The 25,426-nt window shown below is 51.6% G+C and carries 20 protein-coding genes; 13 read left to right on the forward strand and 7 right to left on the reverse strand.

The genetic code is table 11. The features are described 5' to 3' along the window. The first annotated feature begins 21 nt into the window (after positions 1 to 21). From ACVCAM_RS13490 to ACVCAM_RS13540, 11 genes are all read left to right on the forward strand, one after another. Positions 22 to 870, forward strand: coding sequence for a helicase RepA family protein (locus ACVCAM_RS13490; RefSeq protein WP_447093614.1), 849 nt, complete (start codon positions 22 to 24; stop codon positions 868 to 870). Then, positions 857 to 1,618, forward strand: coding sequence for an ABC transporter ATPase (locus tag ACVCAM_RS13495; RefSeq protein ID WP_089633365.1), 762 nt, complete (start codon positions 857 to 859; stop codon positions 1,616 to 1,618). Before ACVCAM_RS13490 ends, ACVCAM_RS13495 begins: the two co-directional genes overlap by 14 nt. Positions 1,619 to 2,305: 687 nt before the next feature. Further along, entirely contained in the window at positions 2,306 to 2,659 is a 354-nt protein-coding gene (gene traJ, locus ACVCAM_RS13500) for a conjugal transfer transcriptional regulator TraJ (RefSeq protein WP_414446176.1), read from the forward strand. Positions 2,660 to 2,739: 80 nt separating this feature from the next. Then, complete coding sequence (trbJ, locus tag ACVCAM_RS13505) at positions 2,740 to 3,534, forward strand: P-type conjugative transfer protein TrbJ (RefSeq protein ID WP_074387871.1); 795 nt, start codon at positions 2,740 to 2,742, stop codon at positions 3,532 to 3,534. Between the two features lie 11 nt (positions 3,535 to 3,545). Next, positions 3,546 to 3,719: a hypothetical protein gene (locus ACVCAM_RS13510; RefSeq protein WP_001588174.1), complete on the forward strand. Its 174-nt coding sequence runs from the start codon at positions 3,546 to 3,548 to the stop codon at positions 3,717 to 3,719. 2 nt (positions 3,720 to 3,721) lie between these two features. Continuing rightward, positions 3,722 to 5,113, forward strand: a complete 1,392-nt coding sequence (gene trbL / locus ACVCAM_RS13515) for a P-type conjugative transfer protein TrbL (protein WP_074189153.1) — start codon at positions 3,722 to 3,724, stop codon at positions 5,111 to 5,113. Between the two features lie 81 nt (positions 5,114 to 5,194). Next, the gene (locus tag ACVCAM_RS13520; RefSeq protein WP_064173251.1) at positions 5,195 to 5,629 is read left to right on the forward strand and encodes a HigA family addiction module antitoxin; all 435 of its coding nucleotides are present in this window, start codon (positions 5,195 to 5,197) and stop codon (positions 5,627 to 5,629) included. A gap of 348 nt (positions 5,630 to 5,977) precedes the next feature. Further along, entirely contained in the window at positions 5,978 to 6,892 is a 915-nt protein-coding gene (locus ACVCAM_RS13525; RefSeq protein ID WP_117112010.1) for a hypothetical protein, read from the forward strand. Next, positions 6,892 to 10,521 carry a DEAD/DEAH box helicase gene (locus tag ACVCAM_RS13530; RefSeq protein WP_447093611.1) on the forward strand — a complete coding sequence of 1,210 codons (3,630 nt, stop codon included), beginning with the start codon at positions 6,892 to 6,894 and terminating at the stop codon, positions 10,519 to 10,521. The genes ACVCAM_RS13525 and ACVCAM_RS13530 overlap by 1 nt, the downstream gene beginning before the upstream one ends. Before the next feature lie 213 nt (positions 10,522 to 10,734). After that, on the forward strand, positions 10,735 to 11,772 hold the full coding sequence (locus ACVCAM_RS13535) for an SIR2 family protein (RefSeq protein ID WP_074387873.1): 1,038 nt from the start codon (positions 10,735 to 10,737) through the stop codon (positions 11,770 to 11,772). Beyond that, positions 11,769 to 13,517, forward strand: a complete 1,749-nt coding sequence (locus ACVCAM_RS13540; RefSeq protein ID WP_447093612.1) for an ATP-binding protein — start codon at positions 11,769 to 11,771, stop codon at positions 13,515 to 13,517. The genes ACVCAM_RS13535 and ACVCAM_RS13540 overlap by 4 nt, the downstream gene beginning before the upstream one ends. Before the next feature lie 154 nt (positions 13,518 to 13,671). Here the strand turns inward: ACVCAM_RS13540 and ACVCAM_RS13545 are convergent, their stop codons facing one another. From ACVCAM_RS13545 to ACVCAM_RS13575, 7 genes are all read right to left on the reverse strand, one after another. Then, a complete protein-coding gene (locus ACVCAM_RS13545; protein WP_025912809.1) occupies positions 13,672 to 14,727 on the reverse strand; it encodes an ABC transporter ATP-binding protein in 1,056 nt (351 codons plus the stop codon). Between the two features lies 1 nt (position 14,728). Next, positions 14,729 to 15,928: an ADP-ribosylglycohydrolase family protein gene (locus ACVCAM_RS13550; RefSeq protein ID WP_032667598.1), complete on the reverse strand. Its 1,200-nt coding sequence runs from the start codon at positions 15,926 to 15,928 to the stop codon at positions 14,729 to 14,731. Continuing rightward, positions 15,925 to 17,337: an extracellular solute-binding protein gene (locus ACVCAM_RS13555; protein WP_025912806.1), complete on the reverse strand. Its 1,413-nt coding sequence runs from the start codon at positions 17,335 to 17,337 to the stop codon at positions 15,925 to 15,927. The genes ACVCAM_RS13550 and ACVCAM_RS13555 overlap by 4 nt, the downstream gene beginning before the upstream one ends. Positions 17,338 to 17,352: 15 nt before the next feature. Beyond that, positions 17,353 to 18,252: a carbohydrate ABC transporter permease gene (locus ACVCAM_RS13560; RefSeq protein WP_021241831.1), complete on the reverse strand. Its 900-nt coding sequence runs from the start codon at positions 18,250 to 18,252 to the stop codon at positions 17,353 to 17,355. Further along, the gene (locus tag ACVCAM_RS13565; protein ID WP_224162564.1) at positions 18,252 to 19,085 is read right to left on the reverse strand and encodes an ABC transporter permease; all 834 of its coding nucleotides are present in this window, start codon (positions 19,083 to 19,085) and stop codon (positions 18,252 to 18,254) included. The genes ACVCAM_RS13560 and ACVCAM_RS13565 overlap by 1 nt, the downstream gene beginning before the upstream one ends. A 229-nt stretch (positions 19,086 to 19,314) precedes the next feature. Continuing rightward, positions 19,315 to 20,553 (reverse strand): PfkB family carbohydrate kinase, encoded by a 1,239-nt coding sequence (locus ACVCAM_RS13570; protein WP_025912804.1) that lies wholly within the window; start codon positions 20,551 to 20,553, stop codon positions 19,315 to 19,317. 227 nt (positions 20,554 to 20,780) lie between these two features. Next, a complete protein-coding gene (locus tag ACVCAM_RS13575) occupies positions 20,781 to 21,614 on the reverse strand; it encodes a MurR/RpiR family transcriptional regulator (RefSeq protein ID WP_021241828.1) in 834 nt (277 codons plus the stop codon). Between the two features lie 291 nt (positions 21,615 to 21,905). Here ACVCAM_RS13575 and ACVCAM_RS13580 point away from each other — a divergent pair, with 291 nt between their 5' ends. Together ACVCAM_RS13580 and iolD are read left to right on the forward strand one after the other, a co-directional pair. Next, entirely contained in the window at positions 21,906 to 23,411 is a 1,506-nt protein-coding gene (locus tag ACVCAM_RS13580) for a CoA-acylating methylmalonate-semialdehyde dehydrogenase (RefSeq protein WP_025912803.1), read from the forward strand. An 11-nt stretch (positions 23,412 to 23,422) separates the two neighbouring features. After that, positions 23,423 to 25,348 (forward strand): 3D-(3,5/4)-trihydroxycyclohexane-1,2-dione acylhydrolase (decyclizing), encoded by a 1,926-nt coding sequence (iolD, locus tag ACVCAM_RS13585; RefSeq protein ID WP_025912802.1) that lies wholly within the window; start codon positions 23,423 to 23,425, stop codon positions 25,346 to 25,348. The last annotated feature ends 78 nt before the right edge of the window (positions 25,349 to 25,426 follow it).

Here is a 25,426-nt window from a genome sequence, read left to right on the forward strand (position 1 = left end):
AACTCAGCAAAAGTTCGATTTATTCAACAAAGCCCATTTGAAGCTAAGCCACAACCAATTGATTACGTCTTACCTAATTTGGCTATTGGTACTATCGGAGCGATTGTTTCTCCGGGAGGCGCTGGAAAGTCAATGCTGGCATTACAATTGGCTGTGCAGATTACTTGTGGTGTAGATCTTTTAAACTTTGGTGAATATCCGACTGGGTTGGTGGCATATTTACCTGTGGAGGACTCTGAAACCATCGTTCACCATCGTTTATATGCTTTGGGAAAATATCTAACAGCACGTCAGCAGCAGATTGTAGCTGATAAGCTACTGGTCGAACCTTTGGTAGGGAAGTGTCCAAATATTTTCTTGCCGGATTGGAGTAACTTGATCAATGAAGTTTCAAAAGGTAGACGTTTAATAATTTTGGATACTCTTCGCCGTTTCCACCAGGAGGATGAGAATAATAGCGCAGCAATGTCCAAAGTCATTGGAAAGCTAGAAGGTATTGCTGCTGATACTGGATGTTCGATTATATTTCTACACCATTCAAACAAAGGCGCTGCCACGATGGGGGTTGGTGATATACAGCAGGCAAGCAGGGGTAGTAGCGTCCTGGTTGATAATATACGGTGGCAATCTTATCTGGCGGGCATGACCGCCTTGGAAGCGAAGACGTATGGTATTTCTGATGATGTTCGAGGTCAATTTGTTAGATTTGGAATAAATAAAGCAAATTATGGAGAACGTGCTCCAGAACGTTGGTTACAGAGACATGAGGGGGGAGTATTAAGGATAACGCAACTCAAATCGAAGAATAAAAAACAAATAGCAAAAGAATGTATGTCTTCATTGAGTGGTGCTGAAAATGATAACTGGTAATAAAGTTACACCTACTAGTACAGCTCTGCAGGCTAGAGTCATTCTGTACCAACCAAGTCAACGTCCCTTGGCGCTGAAGGGACAGTGGATGGAGACTAGTTTTGGTCGTTGTCGTGTTACCGGAAGACTAGGACAACGTCATGCGGATATTGTCGAAACAATGCTCTATGTGGCCGAGAAACGTCGAGAAATTTCTGATGGAGGAATCGAATTATTAGTAGATCCAGCGAAAGTACGCCGAACTCTATCCGATGCACAATACAGTTATGATCGAATTAAAAAACTACTTGTTGATCTACGAGTGGCAACTGTTGAAATAGTAACACCAGATTTAGAAAAACACGGTTATTCCATTCTAGGCGGTTTAATTGACCATGTCGTACCCTCACCAATGACTAGGCGTAATCCTCTAACTGGTGGTGAACGTAATCTATGGAGAGTACGTTTGGGTGTTGCATTGGTAATGTTGTTGAAGCGAGATTTGCATTTTCATCATGATCCAGGCCCTATTGCTCGTCTCCAGCATGGTATTAGCCAAGCAGTTGCACGTCATATATTAACACATAAGCACGATCCTAAAGGCGGCTGGCATATTGATACATTAATTTTAGCTGTCAGTGGTGAAGGTACTAATAATATGACATTACGTAACTATCGGCGGAGATTAAAAGAAGATAGCAAACAATTTCTAGCGATTGGCATTGAGATACAAAATTCTAGGATAAAACGAGCTACAACGGCCCGGTAGCGTGTCGTTACGGCCCGGCGATGTGCTGTAACGGCCCGCCAGTGTGCTACAGAGGCCTGATTTTTTAACTCCTTTGCAGGTTATTCAGGATCAATCAGTATATTCAGGCTTTGAAATCACCTGCCTGAGCAGGCGCTTTCAAATCTAGAATCGGCCAAAGGCCGATGGTTGTACGCCAGAAGAAGAGATTACTTACACGTTTGGTATATTGACACTTGAGGTAGATTTTATGACATATGAGGTACGCCCCTAGCTTTAGGCATAGGAAGGCAGATTTTAGCCGCTAAAATCTGCAATGCACATGCTCTGACAAGGTAAGTAAAAAAGTACATCAGAAAATAAAAGACTTCTTACAATATATCGAAACATAAATACAGTTGGTGGACGTCCATTTATAACTACTAAAGGTCATTTTCAAAAGGGAGAAATATAGTTTCCTTGCAAAAAACACATTTGCTGCAGAAATTTACTCGAGTAATCCTATATTAATACGCTAAGAAAACACATCCTGTACACTGAAATACACATTGTCGTGCACAGATATACAACGGCAACTGCAGGGCAGGACATGTAAAGTAGGCCCACCGCTACGGTGTTCCAACTTTACCACTCCCTATTCGCCGCATCGCGACTCAAGGGCGTCCTGCTCTGCGAGGCTGCCAGGCTACCGCCTGTATGGAGAGCTATATGAAAGTTACTCAGACTAGAAAAAATAGTACGCCAATAAAAGTTTATTGTTTACCCGAAGAAAAAATTCTCATCCAAGAAAATGCAGAAGCATCTGGATTAAGTGTTGCCTGTTTTGTTCGTAGAGTTGCAATGGGTTATCAGGTTGATTCTATCGTAGATATAAAACAGGTTAATGAACTTAGCCGAGTAAATGCTGATCTTGGAAGACTTGGCGGATTACTTAAATTATGGCTCGCAAATGATCCTCGAATAGTTGATTTTTCACCCACACTGATAAGAACCTTGCTTGCGAAAATAGAATCAACTCGGCAAGAACTAAGGAACATTATGGATAAAATCTTGGATAAATAATGTGTGGTTTCCTATATACCTGCGTCTGTTAACAGACAGAGTGTTAAATATTACTAATCTGTTGAAAAAGAGGTGAACAAATGAATTTAAAGTTCCGAGTGGTTTCATCACAAAGAAGGATTTTAGCCGCTAAAAAAGCTTTAATAGTTCCTTTCGTGGCGTCCGTCATGGCATTACCGGTGAAGGCCGGAATTCCCGTTATTGATGGCACTAATGTGGTTCAGACCACAATCAGCGCAGTTAACAACGTTCAGGCTGTGACTAAACAAATCCAGCAGTACCAGACGCAGCTGCAGCAGTATGAAAACATGCTGCAGAACACCGTAGCTCCTGCGGCCTATATCTGGGACCAGGCAAATTCAACAATTAATAAATTGTTGCAGGTGCAGGATACCCTTAATTACTACAAGAATCAGGCCGGGAGTCTCGATGCGTACCTGAAACGCTATCAGGATGTTAACTACTACAGGACATCGCCTTGCTTTAACAGCAATGTTGAATGTACCGCATCTGAAATTAGTGCACTGCGTGAAGCAGAACAGAATAGCTCAGGGGCGCGTAAAAAGGCCAATGACGCAGTATTTAAGGTAATTGACGAGCAGCAGAACACCCTGCAGAGCGATGCTGATAATCTTGCCGAATTACAAACTCAGGCAACCGGCGCGCAAGGGCAAATGGAAGCTATTCAGGCGGCAAACCAGCTTGCCAGTGCACAGACAAATCAGTTACTGCAAATCCGCTCACTTCTGGTAGCCCAACAAAACGCTGCAGCAACACTGGCACAGGCTCAGGCAGATAAAGAATCACAACAGATAGCCGCTGATGAAAAAGCGTTAGCTGGAGAGAATACACCAAGCCCGAAGCGAATTTGGTGAGGAAACGCAGAATGAAAGATAATCTTTTGATTGTATTTATTCTGATCAGTTTATTGGCCATATGTTCTTGCGATAAAAATGATAAAGATTGTTTATCGATGCCAGATAATAAATTTGATGAACATAAATACGATAAATGTGCTCTACGGAGTAATAATAAACCAAGCCCTAAACGAGAATGGTAATCATGAAAATAGTAAGTAAGCTCACCTTTTTAGGTATCATACTTTTCTTTTCTATAAATGCCTATGCTGGTCAATTAGATAGTAGCGGGCTACTTGATACTTTATTAGATAAGTTTCAACAAGTAGCCAGTACATGGACAGCAGTAATTGCTGACTATGCAAATTGGCTCTTCTGGGGGCTGGTATTAATAAGTATGGTTTGGACATTTGGTATGATGGCGATGCAAGGGGAAGGGTTGATAGGGGTACTTGCTGAAATAGTTCGCTTTTTTGCCGTCATTGGTTTTTTTTATTATCTTTTAATCAACGGTCCATCCATATCGCAATCCATAATTAATTCAATGAGACAACTTGCAGCAAACGCTTTAGGAATAAGTACTGGTATTTCTCCCTCAAGCATAGTTGATATGGCGTTTGCGATATTAACCAAGGTCAGTTCAGCCGCATCAATTTGGTCGCCAATGATATCCACCATTATGATAACAGTCGCGATAATCATTTTGGTAGTGATGTCCCTTATAGCGATAAATATGCTAATCATGTTGGTTTCTGCATGGGTGTTATGTTATGCAGGAGTTATATTGCTTGGGTTTGGTGGTTCGAAATGGACCTCTGATATAGCAATTAATTACTTACGAACTGTTTTATCGATTGGCATTCAATTATTCACGATGACATTAATTATTGGGATTGGACAATCATTTATAGATCAATATTTTTCTCTTATTAAAGATGATGTTCCTGATCTTAATAGTCTTATAGTTTTGCTTCTGGCGTCAATTATCCTGTTAGTATTAACTAATAAGCTACCAATGTTGTTATCAGGTGTTGTAGGAGGGGCTTCTTTACAAGGGATTGGTGGATTTGGGGCGGGTATGATTACCGGCGCAGCCGCTACTGCAATCAGCGGTGCTGGAGCAATGGCAATGGGGGCATCAGCTCAAGTCAGCGGCGGAGCTTCAGCATTAAAGGCAGCATTCGAGTCTGCGCAAGCTGCCATGGCCGAAGAATCTGGTTCAGGCAGCGGAGGCGGTTCCGGTGGAGGATTTGGCGGTGGGGAAGATACCGGTTCTGTAGATACTTCTGGAGGCCAAACCTCAGGCGGTTACAGTGGTTCGTCTGCAGGTAGCAGTTCAGGTAGCGCCAGCGGAGGAAGTCAGGGGTTTGCTTCATTCTCGCGTGCTGGCCGCATGGCAAGCCATATGGGAAGCAGCATGGCTAACGGAGCTGCTGAGTACCAGAGAATGAAGCGAAGTAGCAGTTCTTCTCGTGCCCAACAAACTATTGGAGGGGAGTTGGCGACTCAGATACGTAAGCAGACAGCTACTCATCGGGATAACCGCGAACATGATGATTTTGCCGATGATAGCTTATCGGCTAATAATAAATCTTGAATCACGTGCGTCAGTTTACGAGGTAGCGTGAGCTGACGCTTTCACTGTGCGAACTTTACTCCTGCAATTCAAAGGAAAAACATGTCCAGGACTCCCTATACACGGTTACGCATTGAGGGCTTCCGCAAAGCAGAGGCTTCCCTGAGACTTGAAGGAATGGACCCCAGTGGTACGCCACTGTACGAGTCCGTTAAAGCACGTATCATTTCAGGTGATCTGACGTATGAGCAGGGGCGTTCTGAGATTTTTGCATACTACACAAAAGTAGATACCGCCGGGCCTGTGACAGTGGGAGAGATGCTGGCAGAGGAATTTTTAAAACCGCTGAACATGTCTCATGAGGAACTGGCGGAATCTATGGGTATTTGCAGGCAGGAGATTGAAGATATTATCTGCGGTTTACGTCGTCTTACGGATGACGAGACTCGCGTTCTTGCTGACATCTTTGGGACTGATAGGGACTTTTGGAGCAATCTACAAGTGCTGCAAGATCGCAGAGTAAAACGACGTAAGTAATTGATGCATAATTATCTTATAATTTTTCATATTAGTAGCCCCTCAACTCTCATGGAGTTCGATCATTTTTGCAAATTCTTTCCTCAGAGCAAGTTTTCGTTAGATTCTGGCAGTGCTTCAAAATCTATTCAAAAAACTGCGAGCTGCTTGACACTTTCGCCCCCCTCCCCGTGGATTAATACACCACTCTGTTAGATTGACAATAATTTAGCGTCAGGATAGCTTGGAGAAAATGGGAAGCTGCTAATTGTCCTCGTCCTCTAGGGAAAATCGGCAGGGAATTAGAAGGGGAAGTTGAGTGTACTGGAGAATTAATAATCATTCATTGTGCAATGAAGAATTCGCAAGATGATTCGCTCCCGACGGGTGACATTGCAGCCACTTAATGCTTGGCTTGTAGCCCAGCCCTTGACCAGCGTTAACAGCAAATATGAACTACGCGTGTGGCGAGAGGTTAATGCTAATTTTGGAGCGCTGCGCGACGAACTGGTTGCTTATGCTCAAGAAGCTCTTGACGATGCCCGGAGACGCATACGTAAGGGCTTCGAAGATCCCCTATCCCCTTTTTCAGATCGGTTTGACGACCCGGCAGTCCATTATCCAGCGATGCTCAATCGCATCACCTTGCAAGGCTATCTCGGCGAAACTTTGGCTGGTCTTGCGGTTGAACATTTTGGTGCCTTGGGAGAGAAAGACTGGCATGTACCTGCCTTTCTCTTTCGTTTCCACGACCAAGAATTCCAGCATCTCGATCTTATTAACGAGCGCTTTATTATGGGCGAATCACACGATCCTGATGCCGAGGCTGAAAAACGTCCGGGGCGTACTGGAGACGATGCCTTGGCTTTTCAACTCGACGGTGAAGGCAAGATCACCCACGTTCTCGCGCTTGAGGCAAAGTGTTTGGCTGTCAGCAATTCCGCAATTATTGCCGATGCTCACGGCAAGCTTGCTGCTGGAACCCTGCGTCCCAGCGGTATTCGCGAATTGATTAATTTGCTGTCGGATTATGAAAATACTGAGGCCCAGGCATGGGTAGCGCGCTTACTTGAACTTTATCGGGACGGCTTCAAAAGTGTTAAACGTAGTGATGGACTTGCCTATACTGTTGGAAATTCCCCGGTTAAACCAAAGACGAGGCTAAGCTGGCTGCAGGCTAATGCGCCACATGCGTCTTATACTGTCGACCGCCAACTTGATGCCATGGAGTTCCAGATCACGGAACTTAAAGTGCTTGTCGACACACTCTATCGGGGGGCTTGATGCCAAGCGACGCCGTACTCAAAATAGCAGAACAGATCAGGGCTAATTTGGCCAGCTCAACACTATCGCCGCAGCAAGCAAAACTTTACAGCCAGCGTGTCCGTCGCGACATGGGGGCTGATGGCCTAAAATCGTTCACTGCATCAGAACTCGCCTTACGGATCGATGAAGCATGCTTATTACTCGATACGGCCTGGCTTGAACGAACTGTCGATGATGGTCGAGCTTGGACGGCTGCGGTTAAGCGCGCCGCTGAAATTCTCGAATGGGTTTCTCACGCAACTTTAAAGCCTGCAGGTGCTCCGTTCCACCTTCTTTCTGCGGCCGCTTATCAGGTGGCGGGCTATCCAGCGATGGCTTTAGGTCATCTTCGTATGATGCCAGAGGTCGAGAAATCTTCCAAAATTCTGTGCGAATTTTTGCGCGGTGATTTCGATGCAGCATTAACTGCCGTTCAGTCGTTCTGGAAAGAACAGCAAAAACTTGGAGAAGACTCGACTCTGCGAGACGTTGGAGCTGATGACGGGAAGCAAGACGATGACGATCGGCTTATAGATTTTGAGGACTTGACCGTCCGCCACGTCATTATGTGCATAGGTACTATTTGTTCTTATCTCCGCACTGGCGAGACAGCACTGGTCGACCGTGCATTAGTCAAGCTCGATGGATTGGCACAGAATTATTTGCATAGCCGAGATCCCTATTCTTACCTGCTAGCGAGGCTCTGTGCAGGAGCCGCTCACCGCTTCATAGATTCAAGCCTATGGCCTCACGTCGAAAGACTTGCTGATGAGGTAAACACGCGCACTCGCGTCGCGTTGACTCAATTTGCACGGGCAGCGTTCGTCAATAGGCGCGCTTTAGTATGGCCAGCGCAACGGGCCGGTATCGATCGGCTAGCTGCTAACAACAGCTTCGTACTTTGCACGCCTACTGGGTCGGGAAAGACAACTATCGCCACTCTTGCCGCAGTTCAAGGCCTTTTCTTGACGCCGTCTAATCTGCTTGTTGCAGAAAATATTGTGCTTTACCTTGTACCTTCGCGTGCGCTAGCTGCCGAAGTCGAAACTCGGTTTACCGAAGACCTGCGAGATATAGCAGCGGAGCCTGTGGTTGTCACCGGGCTTTATGGCGGGGCTGATTGGGGACCTACTGACGCTTGGGTACAAGTCAATCAGCCAACTGTTGTCATCTGCACCTTTGAAAAGGCAGATGCCTTGTTGCGCTACCTTGGCACGTTATTCCTAGATCGCGTGCGTCTTGTAGTGATTGATGAAGCGCATATGGTTGAGCAAGATCCTAATCGCCCGGACTCTATCACAGATAACACATCTCGCGCTCTTAGGCTTGAGCAGCTTAGTACCCGTCTGCTGCGCGCTCAGGACAACAAGGGTTTCCGCATCATCGCGCTCTCGGCGGTTGCAGCTAAGGCCGCACCGGCAATTGCATCTTGGCTGTCGAGTGACGTAGGCGGCGGTCCTGTCAGTTCAACTTATCGCAGTACTCGGCAGATGCTAGGTCGCCTTGAGGTCGCGCGGAGCGGCCGGTTTAACATCCGTTATGACCTGATGGATGGCCGTACTCTTGAGTTCGAGGATGAACGTACCAATGATGGCCCCTATGTTCCCAGTCCTTTTCCAGCGGTTCCTGGTGGAGTTGATAGCGATCTAGGGGTCGAGAAGTCCCTAAGAGGGCCGACGCTCTGGGCTGCCCTCCATCTTGCTGCCGAGCGACCAGATGGCACTCGACCGACTGTAATGATCTCTTTGACGCAGAACGTTAGTTCCTTTGCTGAGAACTGCGCCGATCTGCTCGAAGGTTGGATCAAGGCAGAAGAATCTCTACCCAATTACTGGTCCGCGGCCGACGACGACCCGCACTGGCAACGCTGCCTGGCCGCAGCGGAGGACTATTTTACGACAAAGTCCTTTGAGTATCGCCTGCTGGTCCGTGGGGTCGCAGTACACCACGGTCGGATGCCGGGACTTTTGGCTCGGCGACTAAAGGTAGCGATCGATCGTGGTAATGTCCGTGTGGTAATAGCGACCTCCACCCTTTCTGAAGGGGTGAATATTCCCATAAATACTCTGCTTATCCCGAGTGTGCATCGTTCTGGTAACGTCTTCACGACCAATGAATTCTCGAATCTCATTGGTCGTGCCGGCCGCCCGGGCGTCGCAACCGAAGGCAATGCTCTCATCGTATTGCCAGAGCGTGAATATCGCAAACGTAGCCGCGAATATGTCTGGAACCGCACTTGGGAGGGTTATGAAAATCTCATCAATGAGCTGAAGGAAGCGACCGAAATTGCCTCTTCCGGGAAACTGTCTGTTGAAGAGGGCACCGCAAATAGCGCGCTTGCCATGTTGCTGGAGCATCTGCGCAATGCGTGGAGAACTTTGAGCGGCAGCGACGATGACGATGAATTTGCCGCATGGCTTGAGAGAACTGCGGTTGGCAATGAAGAAGGCGATAAAGATGACAGTAAGAAACTGTTGGATACGCTCGACGGATTGCTAATAACGGTGCTTCAAGAAATCGAACATACTTACAACGCGGATCTAAGCACCGCCGAACTCGAAACCGAATTGTTAGCACTGTGGCGGCGGACCTATGCCTGCGTCGCAGCGCACGAGGAAGAGCGTTTGGCACGGACTTGGCTTCAGCGAGGGTTAGCTATATCTACCCTATATCCTGACGCGAATCGCCGCCGCCAGCTCTATAAGACAAGTCTACCGCCGCGCTCGGGTTCGATCCTTCTCGACCGCGTCGACGACATACACGCAGTCTTAGTAGGCGGTATCAATTATGCTGATTGGTCGCTTGAGCAACAGTTCCAATTTATCCGTGATGTCATTGCTCTGCTGAGTGAAGTGCCAGCATTCCGTATATCGACCAAGTTTGGACGGATGCGTAAGCCATTTAAAGATTGGGAAAAATTGCTCAGGTGGTGGCTGTTCAAAACCTCTCTAAAAAACCAGCCCAAGCCAAAGGAGCTTGGAAATTGGTTCGCCTTTGTCTCAGAAAACTTCATCTATCGTGGCAATTGGGGATTAGGCAGTCTAATTGGTGTATTGATGGATAAAGGCGATGCTGCTGGTCCGGTTAACGCGCTCACAATGGACGACTGGCCACGGAGCGGGCTGCCGTGGATAGGTTTTTGGCTAAAGGAACTTGTGAGTTGGGGCACGCTTGATCCGGTCGCCGCATTTTTGTTGGCGCGCGGCAATGCTCGCGATCGTGTTCAAGCAGAAACAGACGCGCAGGTTTATTATGCACAGCTAGCAGTTGACACCGCAGCAAATGATAAGTTAGACCCTCGTCGTATTAGGAATTGGGTCGAAACACGTCAGGCACCAGTTCCGATGCGAAGAGAACTGCGTGAGATTAAGTTTGATGTGTTACTGAAACGGCCTGCAGAGGACTACCTTTCGCACCAACTGAGTGTAATGCCGTTAGTAATAGCCGAGCAGCTCAGTTGGATCGATCCAGCTGGATATGTAGTTGCAAATTGTAAACGTCCAGATGATTGGGACGAACAATTATCTCACTTTCGCTTCGAGCTGTCCGTAAACAAGCGGCAAGTTACCGGTGAACCCTATCTCCCGCATCGACGTGATTTACCTTGAGGATTTAAATGGAGATTGATCGACCAGCTTAAGTCCGTGTTATGCCGGAGTTGTCCAGTTTGCCTCACAGAAACGACATTCGACTGCGCCAATTTACTGAATAGCGACAGATAATCTAGACAATTCCGAGCCGTTGTGTGGGGGCAGTCCAATGTGTATGGAAACGTTGATGCATTCTTTTTTGCATAAGCGCTGCGATGAAGGTAGGAGCCAGTGGAACTTAATACATTAAAAAAACAGCTACAAGAACACCTAGGGGATGGGCTAGTTTTAATTGTAGGTTCTGGATTGTCCTGTGCAGAGGGCGTGCCTGGAATGGCTGCACTTGGACACCATCTAGTCACCCATATTCCTGCCAGCCTTTCCCCAGATGACACTAAGCTTTGGGAAGATATCCACCCACTTATTGAAAAGGATGGCCTAGAAGCGGCTTTGCTGAAATATGCGCCATCTGCATCCCTTGAAGCGGCCATTGTGCAGAGCACTGGGGAATTCATTGCCAACGCTGAAGCCAATATTATCTCAGAGGTCTTTAATAAATCCAGGACGCTTCGGCTAACTAAGTTGATTCCGCATTTGTTAAAGCCAGATGCGGGTATACCAATTGTGACGACAAACTATGATCGTCTTGCCGAGCTCGCTTGTGAGGAAGCTGGTTTAGGTGTCGACACCATGTTTTGTGGCCATTTTGCCGCGCGGCTTGAGCCGCAGGATAGCTATTGGAGTTTTTGCCGTAGTGTGAAATTGGTGGGTAAGAACGTGCGCTACAAGTTCGCAATGAAGGCGAATGTCTTCAAGCCACATGGCAGCCTTGATTGGTACCATCGTGAGGGCAATCCGGTTCGCTACGCTGGGGCATTACCGCTCCCTCGCCTTATCATTACACCGGGATTAAATAAATTCCGGAGCGGATATGAGAGTCCTTTCGACAAACACCGAGAAAAGGCAAATGATGCTATAGACAAGGCGCGTCGCTTCCTCATTATCGGCTATGGTTTTAATGATGACCATTTGGAAACCCATCTCACGCCCCGCATTAAATCAGGTGTGAAAACGGTAATTTTAACTTTCGCGCTCTCCCCTAAAGCACGAGATATAGCTTTAGAGAACAAGAACGTGATAGCTGCTGAGTTTCGCGAAGAGGCTGGAACCTCAGGCGCATGCTTCATTGTCGATGGAGCAGAGATATTCTACCCCGGTGTTGACTACTGGGACCTCGATGGATTTGTGAAGGGAGTTTTATCAGCATGACAAGCCCGGCGCTCGTGTTTACAGACAATGATCAAATCGGTCGTGTGGCTGGCGTTGACACCAGTCGCGTGGCTATCGACGTCACGAATTCTGAGATGCTTACGCGTGTAGGTATCGGCCAGCTTATCGCTATCAAGGGGGCGACCCAAGCTGAATTTTTAATCGGAATGACAGACCGCGTTACTCGTTCCCTTCGTGAAGAGCTTCCTGATCCCGAAGGCGGTGAATTCGCAACATTGACGGTTTCGCCTGCTGATCACATGCAGGCCTTCGTCATTGGCACTTATCGAACCGTTGATGGTGAAAAGTCTGATACCTTCAAACGCGGCGCTGATAGCTTTCCACAGATTGATCGGGACTGCTTTGTAATCGAGGGTGGCAACCTGCAGCGTTTTATGGGAATTCTGGGAGCAGGATTATCTGACGAAGAACGATTGAAGCTTGGAACCTTCGTTGCTGATCGTAGTGCCGAAGCAATCGCTAGTGGGGACAGATTCTTCCAACGACATGCCGCTATTCTTGGAAGTACTGGGTCTGGCAAAAGCTGGGCAGTCGCCCTGATTCTTGAACGTGCGGCCAAGCTGAATTTCCCTAACATCGTCGTGTTTGATATGCACGGTGAATACGCACCTTTGGCTGACAAGGACAACGGAGGGTTTGCCCAACGCTTTCGCATCGCCGGTCCAGGTGATCTTTCCGCTCCGAAGGACGACACACTATTTCTGCCTTACTGGCTGTTAAACCGCGACGAGATGCTGTCGATGATTCTAGATCGCAGCGACCAGAACGCTCCTAACCAAGCATCTCGTTTCACTCTCCACGTTCGAGCTCTTAAGGGGACAACTCTAGATTTGTCCGGCAAGGACAAGGTCAAGGAGACCTTCACGGTGGATTCGCCGATCCCATATGCTATTTCTGATTTGGTTGACCATCTTAAGACGGACAATACCACTAAAGGCGTGGGTAAAGGGGGGGCTCCAGTTAAAGGAGATTGGGAAGACAAGCTGACACGCTTTATATCGCGACTGGAGGCGAAACTCGATGATCGCCGTTATGGATTTATGTTCTCACCACCGCCGGAAGCGCTCGATTATGGATGGCTCGCTAAGCAGATCATTAAATTGCTACGAGCCGATTCCGGCAATGGCATAAAAATAATCGACTTCTCCGAAGTTCCGGCCGATGTGCTCCCTGTCGTCACCGGTACATTAGCTCGTCTCCTCTACGATGTGCAGTTTTGGATGAGCGCAGATGCGCGCACTCCAGTCACCCTGCTTTGCGATGAGGCACATCTCTACTTGCCGGTGAAAGATGATGCTGATGCCGTCCAGAGACAGGCTCTATGGTCGTTCGAGCGCATCGCGAAGGAAGGGAGAAAGTACGGATTCTCCTTGCTCGTTGTGAGCCAGCGACCGTCTGACGTTAGCCGGACAATCCTATCCCAATGCAACAATTTCTTGGCTCTCAGGCTGACGAACGACAGTGACCAGAACGTTATCAAGAGGCTGATGCCGGATTCTCTAGTCGGTTTGACGGCGATGCTACCACTCCTTGATACAGGGGAGGCGCTTCTGTTGGGGGATGCGGTACTTCTTCCAACGCGGATCAAACTTGATCGGCCTCGAGTGAAGCCCGACAGTGCGACGCGAGATTTTTGGAGGGAATGGGGTTCCCTTATGCCTGATGAAAAGTTACTCGAAGCTGCGGTCGAGTGTTTGCGGAGCCAATCACGGGCTAGCGGGTGAATGCTGAAAAGTTAAAATGGTATTTTTTATGGTATTAAGCAAGCTGCTTTATATAACTTGCTGATTTTAATTGGTAATAAAATTAAATTAATAATGGAGTGGGAATAATCCCCCTGCATTAAAAAAAGCCCGCATGATGCGGGCTTTTTGTCATTTACGTACGCAACCTGCGCCCACTTTTCTCCTCAAACAGGAAGACCCTGGAGAGCTCGGCTTCCAGCAATACCGCATCGCCAGGGCTGACATCCAGTTTTTCATGCGACACGACAATCATCTCCTGGTCGCCCACGCGAACCAGAATCTCCTGCCCTTCGCCGGTCATCTCGACCAGTACAATTTCTGCTGCTATCCCGGTATTGCTGATTCGAAGGTGATGTGGACGAATAGCGCAGACGATCTTCATCCCGTCAATATAGGACTTGAGCGGGCAGGGGAAGCGGTAGCCGTTCGCCAGCACCACGCTACCGGCCTGGATTACGCCTTTTAGGGTGTTGATCTCCGGGGTGCCAATAAATCCTGCGACAAAGAGGTTGTCCGGATTATGATAAAGCTCTTCCGGTGTCCCGACCTGTTCAATATTGCCTGCATTCAGCACCACGATGCGATCCGCCATGGTCATTGCTTCGGTTTGATCGTGGGTGACATAGATTGTCGTGCGCCCGATTCGCTGGTGGAGCTTGCGAATTTCGCCGCGCATTTTATGGCGCAGCTTAGCGTCCAGGTTGGACAGCGGTTCATCGAACAAAAAGGCTTTCGGATCGCGGACAATGGCCCGGCCCATTGCGACGCGCTGGCGCTGACCCCCGGAAAGCTCACGCGGCACCCGGTCAAGGAGATGTGTCAGCCCGAGAATTTCAGCCGCTTCTTCAACCCGCGCCATGCGCTCTGCTTTGGGCACGTTGGCGAGTTTTAAGGCAAAGCTCATGTTGTCCCGCACTTTCATGTGCGGGTAGAGCGCGTAGCTCTGGAATACCATCGCAATATCGCGTTTTTTTGCGGGCAGGGTGGTCACCACTTCGCCCTGCATGAGCAGCTCGCCAGAGGTGATATCCTCAAGTCCGGCTATCATCCGCAAAAGCGTGGATTTACCGCACCCGGAAGGGCCGACCAGCACAATAAATTCACCTTCATGAATATTCAACGAGATGTCTTTGATGATGCTGACGTTGCCGTAGGATTTACCCAGGTGGTTCAATACGATTTGGCTCATGTTACTCTCCTCGACCGGCGCGATGCTCCGGTTGCAAAAACGGGGTGACGTGCTGGCGGTATTCCTCTGCGGCACAGAGATCCTGCTGAATAATGCGCTGCGCTGTTTCAGTAAAGCGTCGCGCGGCGTCGCGAAGATCGAGGCGGTTGGCGTGTTCAATCCCGGCAAGCACGTCCGGCTCGATAATGGTGTTACCGTGGAGGGCACCGAGAATGGCTCCGCTCATGACCCCGATAGAATCTGTGTCGCGCCCCGAGTTGATGGAATCTTCTACCGCGCCACGGAAGTCACCTTCCCGAAGCAGGCAGAACGCCAGCGCCATGGGGAGTTCTTCGATCGACATCAGACGTGAAGGCTGGTACGCCATGGTTGGCACCCCGGCTTTTTCCGGTCCGTGCATCAGGTCATCACCCATTGGAGACCAGGGCAGAAGCGCCTCGTGGAGCGCATCGACAACCTGCAGGTAATCCCAGGGTTGCCCGCGGTAGCAGCAGGCGACATCCAGCGTGGCGTTGATAGCCTTACGCGTGCCGTCTTTTGCCAGCTGCAGGGCAATATCAATGATGGCATCCAGGGTGATCCCCGGGATGAACGCCGCCGAGACGCAGGCGGCGAACACGCCGGCTGCTTCCAGCCCATAGCTCTGCTGGTGCCCCAGCGTAAAGTTGATAGCCTCCTGATAGGCGGCGGTGGGGTTACAGGCGTTAATTACGCCGATGGGCGCGGCGTACATGGCGGCACCGCAGTTGACCATATTACCAACCCCGCCCTGACGAGGATCGCAGGCCGCAAGTTGCAGACGATGAAATATCCATTTTTCTGGGTAAAACAGGCGCTCAATGACCAGCGCTTCTCTGTCCAGCTCCGGCACCCAGCGGGGTTCCCAGGCGATTTTCCGGACAAACGGTCCCGCCATGTCCCAGGCATCAATATGGCGGCCCAGCTCGTCGTACACTTCCATCAGACACAGCGTCATTAACGTGTCATCGGTAATGATCCCATTACCGCGAATGCGGTTATTGCGACGTGAGGACGGCTCGTCCATCCGGTGCCAGCGCTGGTTGATGGAGGTGACTTTGCCATATTTTTCCTGAATCTGACGGGCGGACAGTTTCTCGACCGGGCCACCCAGCGCATCACCAAATGCAACGCCGTAGAGCATGCCAAGAACTCGGGAGCTGAAAGATAAGTTATCTGTCATTTTAATTTTTCCTGTGCGTATTGAGTCATGGCGTTACCCCCGGCAGATTTCCAGGCATTGACGTATTGATCCCACATATCGAACGAGGCCTTGCCTGAGACAAATTTGTAGGCCCATTCGTTATAAATGCTGCTGGTGGAATCGAGCGCGGCCGCAAAGGTTGACGGGAAAATAAACGCGTTGTCTGCCGCAAAATAGCGTTGTGAATTGTCGATGTAGCGCAGCATGGCGGGCGAGCGCCACTCCACAGGCGGTTTCCAGTTTGCGGCATAGATAAATCGCGGATACCAGGCATTAATCTTTGGCGTGACGGTAACCGCATCGCCTTTACGAACGTAGTGAGTGCCTTCAAACCCCATCTGCTCCATCATTTGCCCTTCCGGACTTGCCAGGAAATCAAGCAAAATCATGACCTCTTTCTTATGCTTCGACAGCGTCGACATTGCGAAACCGCGGGTCTCCATCGACACATCCACCGCCGCCAGACCTTGCCCTCCCGGACCTTTGGGGGGATCGAGCAGCATCAGCGTGGCATCCGGGTGGACCTGGCGCATTTTCTCCTGATAGACCCCCACGTTCCCCGGTGATGAGACGGAAACGACGCCCACTTTACCGGTGTAAAACTGATCTTCTTTCAGCTCCCAGTTGGTGGTGATGTACTGCGAAGAGAGCAGTCCTTTCTCATACAGTGAGTGGTAATACTGCAGCTTGTCGCGCTCCTGCGGACTAATCTGCGCGTGTGTCCACTGACCCTGCGCGTCCTTAAGCCACGTAGCGCGGAGCCCAAACGCCGGATTTAAAAAACCATCCAGATCGCGGAGATCTTTTTCAGAGGTGATCCCGGCCGTATCCGCTTTGCCATCGCCATTGAAATCACCGCTGTGAATGGCGCTTAACAGCGTCACGTACTCCTCCAGCGTTTTGGGGGACGCACCGAAGCCACTTTTTTGCAGCCAGTCTTCGCGGATCACCGGTTGGCGCGCCCGCAGCGGATAGACATAAAGCAGCGTCGGATGGTTTTGCAGCCGCAGTTTGTTGTGCGGCCACAGCGCCTCTTTCAGATAATGGGTCTTTGCGATCCACGGACGCCAGTCCTCAAGAATGCCTTGCTCAACCATTTTCTGATCGCTGCCGTTGAAGTAGATCAGATCCGGGATAGTGCCGGAAAGCAGCATCACGTTCAGCACGTCGGAATAGCCGGAGGAGGAGAGATTCACGATCTCAATTTTGATATCGTGACCCTGCCGCGCCAGCGCCTGTTCTATGCGGTGGATATGCTCCACGTCTTCCCGGTTGGTGGTGAGCAGGTCTTTCTCCACCACCCTGATCGTCACCGGCTCTGCCTGCGCAACCTGACACAGTAGCAGACTGCCCAGCAGGACGCGGGTAAGGGTATTGAATACGTTCATCGTCATCGCTCCTTGTTAACCCTTCACCGCACCGGACATGGTGCCTTTGGTGAAGAAGCGCAAAATAATGGGGTAGATGGCGATAAGAGGGGCTATCGTCAGCGTGATCATGCCGGCTTTGAGCGCCTTGATACTGATCTGGCTGGCATCAGTGTAGTTAGACATACTTTCCACACCGACCATGGATAACTTATCTCCCTCAACGACAAACTGACGCAGCACAACCTGCAGCGGCCACTTGTCCGGATCGTTGAGATACACCATGGCGCGGAAAAATTCGTTCCAGTGCAGCACCATATAAAACAGCGTGATCATGGCAATAGAGGATTTGGCAACCGGCAGAATGACGTGCCATAGCGTCTGGAAAGGATTCGCGCCATCCAGCTCGGCGGCTTCCAGCAGCTCTTCCGGGATCTCTTCGAACAGACGCACCAGAATGATCAGGTACCATGCGAAAACAGCGCGATAGAGAATGACCGACCAATAGCTGTTCAGCAGGCCCAGTTTCTTCATCACCAAAAAATCGGGAATGATGCCCGGCTCAAAAACAATCGTGAAGAGCACGAACATAAACAGCAGGCGGCGCCCCGGCAGGCGTTTTTGCGCCAGCGCCCAGGCCAGCAGCACGGTGAAAATCACGTTGACGATCGTGCCCACCACGGTGATGAGCATCGCGTTTCCAAACCCGCGAAGAACGGCCTTATTGCTCAGCAGCAGCTTCCAGACATCGAGCGAGAAACCCTCCGGGATAATGGCAAGGCCACTCATGCCTGCGACCTTCGCCGGGCTTGAGAAGGAGACGGCTACCAGATTCAGAATAGGCTGAAGCGTAACGATGACCAGCAACAGCAGAACGGAGAGAATAAGAACATATTCAATGCGTTCAAATGGGGTGCTTCGAGATGACCAGCGCATTACCAGACTCCTTTACCCGTCAGGCGTTTAGAGACGTTGTGAGCCAGCACGATAAGGACCATGCCAATCACGCCTTTGAATAACCCTGCCGCCGTTGCTAGTGAGAATTCGCCGGTGCGCAGGCCCATGCGGTATACATAGGTGTCGATGATATCTATCTGCCCGTTCACCACGTCGTTGCTCATGTTGAACACCTGATCAAAGCCCTGGCTCAGGAACAGCCCGACGTTGAGGATGAACAGCGTTGCGATAGTGGGCGTAATGGCTGGCAGAGTGATATGCCAGATTTTTCGCCAGCGGCCTGCGCCGTCCATCTCCGCCGCTTCGTACAGCTGCGGGTCAATGGCCAGAATTGCCGCGATATAGAGCAGAGAATCCCATCCGGCGCTGCGCCACATTTCAGTGAAAACCAGCACCCAGCGAATCGTGCCAGTATCCGTCATAAACGGAATCGGGTCGTATCCCATAGATTTAATGACGTCGTTAATCGCGCCATCGACGGGCGACAGCGTGGCGATAGCAATACTGGCAATAACAACCCATGATAAATAGTGCGGTAAATAAATGACCGACTGGACGAATTTACGATAACCGGATGAACGCACCTCATTGAGCAGCAGGGCGAGAATAATGGGTACCGGGAAAATAAAGACCAGTTTCATCGCGCCAATGATGACCGTATTCTGTATCACCTGCCAGAAAACGGGAGAAGACATCAGCGTGGTGAAATATTGCATGCCTACCCAAATATTGGGAGGAATGATCCGGTATTGCTCAAAAGCGATTTTCGTTTCCCAGATGGGTAAATAGTGCCAGATAAAAAAGTAAATCACTCCCGGCAGCGCCATCACATAAAATGGCCACCACCTGCGCATCTTTTGACGAAAGCGTGCGGCGCGAGTAACGGTTCGTTGCTGTGATATGTGGCTTGCAAGGGATATCCGCTCGCTGGGTTTTGTTTCAGTTAAAGCCTTCATCGAACTTACTCCCATTACTTTAATGGTTGCAGCGAATGCAATGTATAACCTGCATCGGACGTAAAAAAGCGAAAAAAACGTGGTGTTAATTTTTCTCAATGTGGATGGCGATGTTTTCATATTGCGTCAGACGAGTGAGCACATCTTTGTACTCTGGCATATTTGACGCTCCTTCTTTTTCGACGGCCAGGGAGGCAAAGGCGCAGGCAAATTTTGCGGCCTGAACGAGAGACTCTCCTTTGGCCATACTGGCCGTAAATGCACCGTTAAAGGCATCTCCCGCCCCTGTTGTATCCACGCATAACGCTTTTAGCGCAGGAATATGAATAAACTGCTCGCCGTCATAAATAAGCGCGCCTTTGGCTCCCATCGTGATAATGACGCAGCCCACGCCTTTGGCTTTTATCGCTTTTGCTGCCGCTTTCGCGCTGGCCATATCAGTAACGGCAATACCCGATAGCAAAGATGCTTCTGTTTCATTAGGCGTAAGAAAATCAACGTTTTTCAGACAGCTTGCCACCTCAGAAGAGAAGGGGGCCGGGTTTAAAACCACCTTAATATCGCAGAAACGAGCAAGTTCAATGGCCCGGAACGTGGCGGGTAAATTATTTTCCAGCTGGGTTAAAAAGATATCCGAGTTTTTTAACTCCGGAATAATGGCTTCAACCTCATCTGCGGTAATCGATTGATTAGCTCCCGGGCTAATGGCAATCATATTTTCACCGTCGCCCTGACAAACATAAATAAGCGCCGTACCGGTTTTCTTGTCTTTGTCCTGATAAAGCATAAAGCTGTTAATTGCCGACGAGGTAAGATGCTCATAGGCCATCTGGCTAAACTGGTCGTTTCCTACTTTCCCGACAAAGTGCGTTTTCACATTACATTTACTCACAGCCAGCGCCTGGTTCGCACCTTTTCCCCCCGGCCCGATAATGGTATTTTCTGAAAATATCGATTCACCGCTTTGTGGAAAACGATCCACATTCGCAATAATATCGACGTTGAACGACCCTAAAATACAGACTTTGCCTTTCATCTTTCGCCCTTTATGTCGAGATTTGGCTGTTTTTTTTGACTGAGCAGATTCAAAAAAATGAATGATATTGCTATCAAGGTTATTGACGGACTGGGTGTGAAAAATACGGCGCTTAATAAGGGCGCCACCATGGCAACGCTCAACGCTCCCTTCTTTCGATAATATATTCAGGTCACTGCGAATAGTTTCGCGGGTGACGCCAAAAATTTTAGCGAGATGGCTTACCGTCGCGCGCTCATATCGGTTGAGGTAGGTCAGTATTGCGTAATGACGTTCTTTATTGAGCATGATGTCACCTCTGAAAGTTATATTATTGTTTCAGTGGTGTTAATTCCTTGAGGGTATTCACAGATTGATTGGCAAAGCAAAAGGAATCGGAAATGAAATGGCAATTAGATTATGAAAATCAATTGATTAAATGTTGTTACGGAGGGGAATTATTTTATTGTTTTTCGTGATGGAGGAGAGCATTCACTGATTAAATCCGCGGCCCGGGGGACCGGGCCGGAAGTGAGCTATTTTTCGCTGTTATCCCGGCGATACGCCAGCGCCACCACCAGCGATTGCACCAGGCACAGCGTCGCCGACTGAGACCGAAACGCATCCACCTGCGCCTCTTTCACCACAAAGCAGAGATCGCTGAACGTCGCCAGCGGGCTGATCTGGCTGTCCGTAATCACAATCTGCCGCGCGCCGACGCTGGCGGCGGTTTCGCTGACCATCACCGTCTCTTCCGCGTACGGCGAGAAGCTTATCGACACCACGATGTCGCGCGCCTTAATGCGGCTGATTTGCTCGCGCAGCATCCCGCCCATGCCGTCGAGCAGGATAGGGCGGCACTCCAGATGGCTCAGAGCATAGGTGAGGTACGCGGCGACGCTAAAGGATCGACGCAGTCCGGCGATGTAGATGGTGTCGGCGTCGGCCAGCAGCTGTACCGCGCGCTCCAGCATCTCCGGCTCGGCGCGGGCGGCCAGCTGCTGCAGCGCCTGCGCGTTCGAGCGGGCAAACTCCTGCAGGATATCGAGCGGCGTTTCCGGCACGGCCTCGCTCTCCATCTCGCGGAACAGCCGGGCGCGGTCGCTGTAGCTGGCGGTCTCCTCCACCAGGTTCATGCGAAACAGCTGTTTCATTTCGTTGAAGCCGGTGAAGTCAAAGGCGTTGGCAAAGCGGATCAGCGTCGAGGGCGGCACGTCGGCGCGCTCGGCAATAACGGCAACCGTATCAAACGCCACGCTGTTGGTGTTGTCCAGCACGTAGCGGGAGACCTGCTGCAGCCTCTTGCTCAGGCTATCGTAGCGATCGCGGATTTGCTGCTGCAGTTCGTTCAGGCTGGTTGCTGTCGTCATGTTATCCCCCAAATACAGTCATATGATTCTAAACGCAAAACCGCGTCTTTTAAATGTCGGCCATCCATCTGGCAGCAAAAATGAAACAGAAGATTCAGTCATTTCCTCGCCCGAGAACCCTTAATAGCGCACGCGGCGTCAGTGGTGCTGGCTGTTAACATAAAAATCCATCCTTGATCACAATAATCATCATTTATTTTATTTCAACTTAAAATGGAATATTTGTTTCATATATAGTGTTCAGTACACAGTGTTCAGGTCAAGTCACGTATCAACAGCGAGAGGTTAAGGATGGAGACGGTAGCGAATTTTATTCACGGCGAATGTGTCACCGGTTCAGGCCAGCGCGTTCAGGCGATCTTCAACCCGGCCACCGGCGAGCAGATCCGCCAGGTGGTGATGAGTACGGCACAGGAAACGGAGCAGGCGATCGCCGCCGCGCAGCAGGCGTTTCCGGCGTGGGCGCGTCATGCTCCGCTTAAGCGCGCGCGCGTGATGTTCCGCTTCAAGGCGCTGCTGGAAGAGAATATGGAACGTCTGGCCCGTCTCATTAGCGAAGAGCACGGCAAGGTCTTCTCCGATGCGGTGGGCGAACTGACCCGCGGCCTGGAAGTGGTCGAATTTGCCTGCGGCATTCCGCATCTGCAAAAGGGTGAACACTCGGCGAACGTCGGGACCGGCGTTGACAGCCACTCGCTGATGCAGCCGCTCGGGGTCTGCGCCGGGATCACGCCGTTTAACTTCCCGGCGATGGTGCCGATGTGGATGTTCCCGATTGCGCTGGCGACCGGGAATACCTTCGTGCTGAAACCGTCGGAAAAAGACCCTTCGCTGGCGCTCGCGCTGGCGCAGCTGCTGAAAGAGGCCGGCCTGCCGGACGGCGTCTTCAACGTGGTGCAGGGCGATAAAGAGTCCGTTGACGTGCTCCTGACCGACCCGCGCGTGCAGGCGGTGAGCTTTGTCGGCTCCACGCCGATTGCCGAATACATTTACCAGACCGCGTCCGCCCACGGTAAGCGCTGCCAGGCGCTGGGCGGTGCGAAAAACCACTGCATTTTAATGCCGGATGCCGACATGGAGATGGCGACCAACGCCATCATGGGCGCGGCCTACGGCGCGGCGGGGGAACGCTGCATGGCGCTCTCGGTGGTACTGGCGGTGGGCGATAACACCGCCGATGACCTCTGCGCCCGGCTGGAAAAACAGATTGCCGCGCTGCGCGTCGGGCCGGGGCTGGACCAGACGCCGGAAAACGAAATGGGGCCGCTCATCTCCTCCGCGCACCGCAGCAAGGTGCTGGGCTACATCGACAGCGGAGAAGCGCAGGGGGCGACGCTTCGCGTGGACGGTCGCGGCTTCAGCGTGAAGGGCCACGAGCAGGGCTATTTCGTCGGGCCGACGCTGTTCGATAACGTCACCCCGGAGATGACCATCTATAAAGAAGAGATTTTTGGTCCGGTGCTTTCTGTGGTGCGCGTAGCAGATTACGCCAGCGCGGTGGACCTGATTAACCGCCATGAATATGGTAATGGCTCGGCAATCTTCACCCGCGACGGCGGCTGCGCGCGCCGCTTCTGCGAAGAGGTGCAGGCGGGCATGGTGGGGGTCAACGTGCCGATCCCGGTGCCGATGGCATTCCACAGCTTCGGCGGCTGGAAGCGTTCCATCTTCGGCGCGCTCAACGTCCACGGCAACGACGGCGTGCGCTTCTACACCCGAATGAAAACCATCACCGCGCGCTGGCCGGAAATGCAGCAGGAGACAGGCGCTGCGTTCTCCATGCCGACGCTGGGCTGACAGGAGATTTTATGCAAACCGAACGTATGACCATGGCCCAGGCGCTGGTCCGGTTCCTGAATCAACAGTACGTCAGCGTGGATGGCCACGAAACGCCCTTCGTGGAGGGCGTCGCCACCATCTTTGGACACGGCAACGTGCTGGGTATCGGCCAGGCGCTGGAGCAGGATCCGGGCCATCTGCAGGTGATGCAGGGCTGCAACGAGCAGGGCATTGCCCATATGGCGACGGGATTTGCCAAACAGCACCGCCGTCAGCGCATCTTTGCCGTCACCTCCTCCGTCGGGCCGGGCGCCGCCAATATGGTCACGGCGGCGGCAACCGCCACGGCGAACCGCATCCCGCTGCTGCTGCTTCCGGGCGATATCTACGCCAGCCGCCAGCCGGACCCGGTGCTGCAGCAGATCGAGCAGTATCACGACCTCAGCATCAGCACCAACGACTGCTTCCGTCCGGTCTCCCGCTACTGGGACCGCATTAACCGCCCGGAGCAACTCATGAGCGCGATGCTCAGCGCGATGCGAACGCTTACTGACCCGGCAGATACCGGTGCGGTGACGATTTGCCTGCCGCAGGACGTGCAGGGGGAAGCGTGGGATTATCCGCTGAGCTTCTTCGCGCGTCGCGTGCACCACATCGAGCGTCGTCCGCCCGATCCGCAGCGTCTGGCGCAGGCGCGGGCGCTGATCGCCCGCAAGCGTCGCCCGCTGGTGGTGTGCGGCGGCGGCGTGCGCTATTCCGGCGCGCATGAGGCGTTTCGCGACTTTGTCGAGACGCTGCAGCTGCCGTTTGCCGAAACCCAGGCCGGAAAGGGGGCGCTGGTAAGTGACCACCCACTTAACCTCGGTGGCGTAGGGGTGACGGGCGGGATGGCGGCCAACCAGCTCGCCCCGCAGGCCGACCTGGTGATCGGCATCGGCACGCGCCTGACCGACTTTACCACCGGCTCCAAGGCGCTCTTTTCCCATCCGGACGTGGAATTCCTGCTGCTGAACGTGGCCGAGTTTGACGCCCTGAAGCTGGACGCCACGGCGCTGATTGCCGACGCTCAAACCGGGCTCGAGGCATTGACCCACGCGCTTGGTGATTACCGCAGCGGCTGGGGAGAGGCGATCGCTGAGGCGAAATCCGCCTGGCGCGACGAGTGCCGTCGCCTGTGGGATCGCCAGTGGCGTCCGGGCGACGCGCCCGAAGTGGCGGGGCACCTGGACGCGCAGCTGGCGGAATACGGCGAGGCGCTCAATACCCGCCTGACCCAGACGCGGGTGCTGGGGCTGATCAATCAGCATGTGGAAGATAACGCCATCGTGGTGGGCGCGGCCGGTTCGCTGCCGGGCGATTTACAGCGCCTCTGGCAGGTCAAAACGCCGGACAGCTATCACCTGGAGTACGGCTATTCCTGCATGGGTTACGAGATTGCGGCAGCCATCGGCGCGAAGCTTGCCCGGCCCCAGCAGCCGGTATACGCCATGGTGGGGGATGGCTCCTACATGATGCTGCACTCCGAGCTGCAAACCGCCGTTCAGGAGGGCATTAAGGTCACCGTTCTGCTGTTTGATAACGCCAGCTTCGGCTGCATTAACAACCTGCAGATGGGGCACGGCATGGGCAGCTTTGGCACGGAAAACCGCCATCGCAATCCGGAAACCGGACGGCTTGACGGGCCGCTGGTGAAGGTCGATTTTGCGCAAAATGCGGAAAGCTACGGCTGCCGCGCGTGGCGGGTGAACGATGAGCAAAGCCTGCTGGCGGCGCTGGAGGCGGCCCGCGCCCATCCTGGCCCGACGCTGCTGGACATCAAGGTGCTGCCGAAGACCATGACCCACGACTACGCCTCCTGGTGGCGAACCGGCGATGCGCATGTGGCGAAGTCGTCTGCCGTGCGTGAGGCCGCGGAGCAAACGCAGTCGCAGGTGAAAAAAGCCCGTCAGTATTGAGTTTTCCCGAAGTAACGAAATTTTCATTTCATTTTCCCCTCACCCTAACCCTCTCCCCAATGGGGAGAGGGTTAGGGT

The organism is Enterobacter sp. CFEC122 (genome assembly GCF_052983755.1).

Coding starts and splice junctions, on each gene's coding strand:
- ACVCAM_RS13570 (WP_025912804.1), bottom strand. CDS start 20,553: ATGCTCAATAAAGAACGTCATTACGCAATACTGACCTACCTCAACCGA.
- ACVCAM_RS13530 (WP_447093611.1), top strand. CDS start 6,892: ATGCCAAGCGACGCCGTACTCAAAATAGCAGAACAGATCAGGGCTAAT.
- trbJ (WP_074387871.1), top strand. CDS start 2,740: ATGAATTTAAAGTTCCGAGTGGTTTCATCACAAAGAAGGATTTTAGCC.
- ACVCAM_RS13580 (WP_025912803.1), top strand. CDS start 21,906: ATGGAGACGGTAGCGAATTTTATTCACGGCGAATGTGTCACCGGTTCA.
- traJ (WP_414446176.1), top strand. CDS start 2,306: ATGAAAGTTACTCAGACTAGAAAAAATAGTACGCCAATAAAAGTTTAT.
- ACVCAM_RS13545 (WP_025912809.1), bottom strand. CDS start 14,727: ATGAGCCAAATCGTATTGAACCACCTGGGTAAATCCTACGGCAACGTC.
- ACVCAM_RS13575 (WP_021241828.1), bottom strand. CDS start 21,614: ATGACGACAGCAACCAGCCTGAACGAACTGCAGCAGCAAATCCGCGAT.
- ACVCAM_RS13550 (WP_032667598.1), bottom strand. CDS start 15,928: ATGACAGATAACTTATCTTTCAGCTCCCGAGTTCTTGGCATGCTCTAC.
- iolD (WP_025912802.1), top strand. CDS start 23,423: ATGCAAACCGAACGTATGACCATGGCCCAGGCGCTGGTCCGGTTCCTG.
- ACVCAM_RS13525 (WP_117112010.1), top strand. CDS start 5,978: ATGATTCGCTCCCGACGGGTGACATTGCAGCCACTTAATGCTTGGCTT.
- ACVCAM_RS13540 (WP_447093612.1), top strand. CDS start 11,769: ATGACAAGCCCGGCGCTCGTGTTTACAGACAATGATCAAATCGGTCGT.
- ACVCAM_RS13560 (WP_021241831.1), bottom strand. CDS start 18,252: ATGCGCTGGTCATCTCGAAGCACCCCATTTGAACGCATTGAATATGTT.
- ACVCAM_RS13520 (WP_064173251.1), top strand. CDS start 5,195: ATGTCCAGGACTCCCTATACACGGTTACGCATTGAGGGCTTCCGCAAA.
- ACVCAM_RS13510 (WP_001588174.1), top strand. CDS start 3,546: ATGAAAGATAATCTTTTGATTGTATTTATTCTGATCAGTTTATTGGCC.
- ACVCAM_RS13555 (WP_025912806.1), bottom strand. CDS start 17,337: ATGAACGTATTCAATACCCTTACCCGCGTCCTGCTGGGCAGTCTGCTA.
- trbL (WP_074189153.1), top strand. CDS start 3,722: ATGAAAATAGTAAGTAAGCTCACCTTTTTAGGTATCATACTTTTCTTT.
- ACVCAM_RS13495 (WP_089633365.1), top strand. CDS start 857: ATGATAACTGGTAATAAAGTTACACCTACTAGTACAGCTCTGCAGGCT.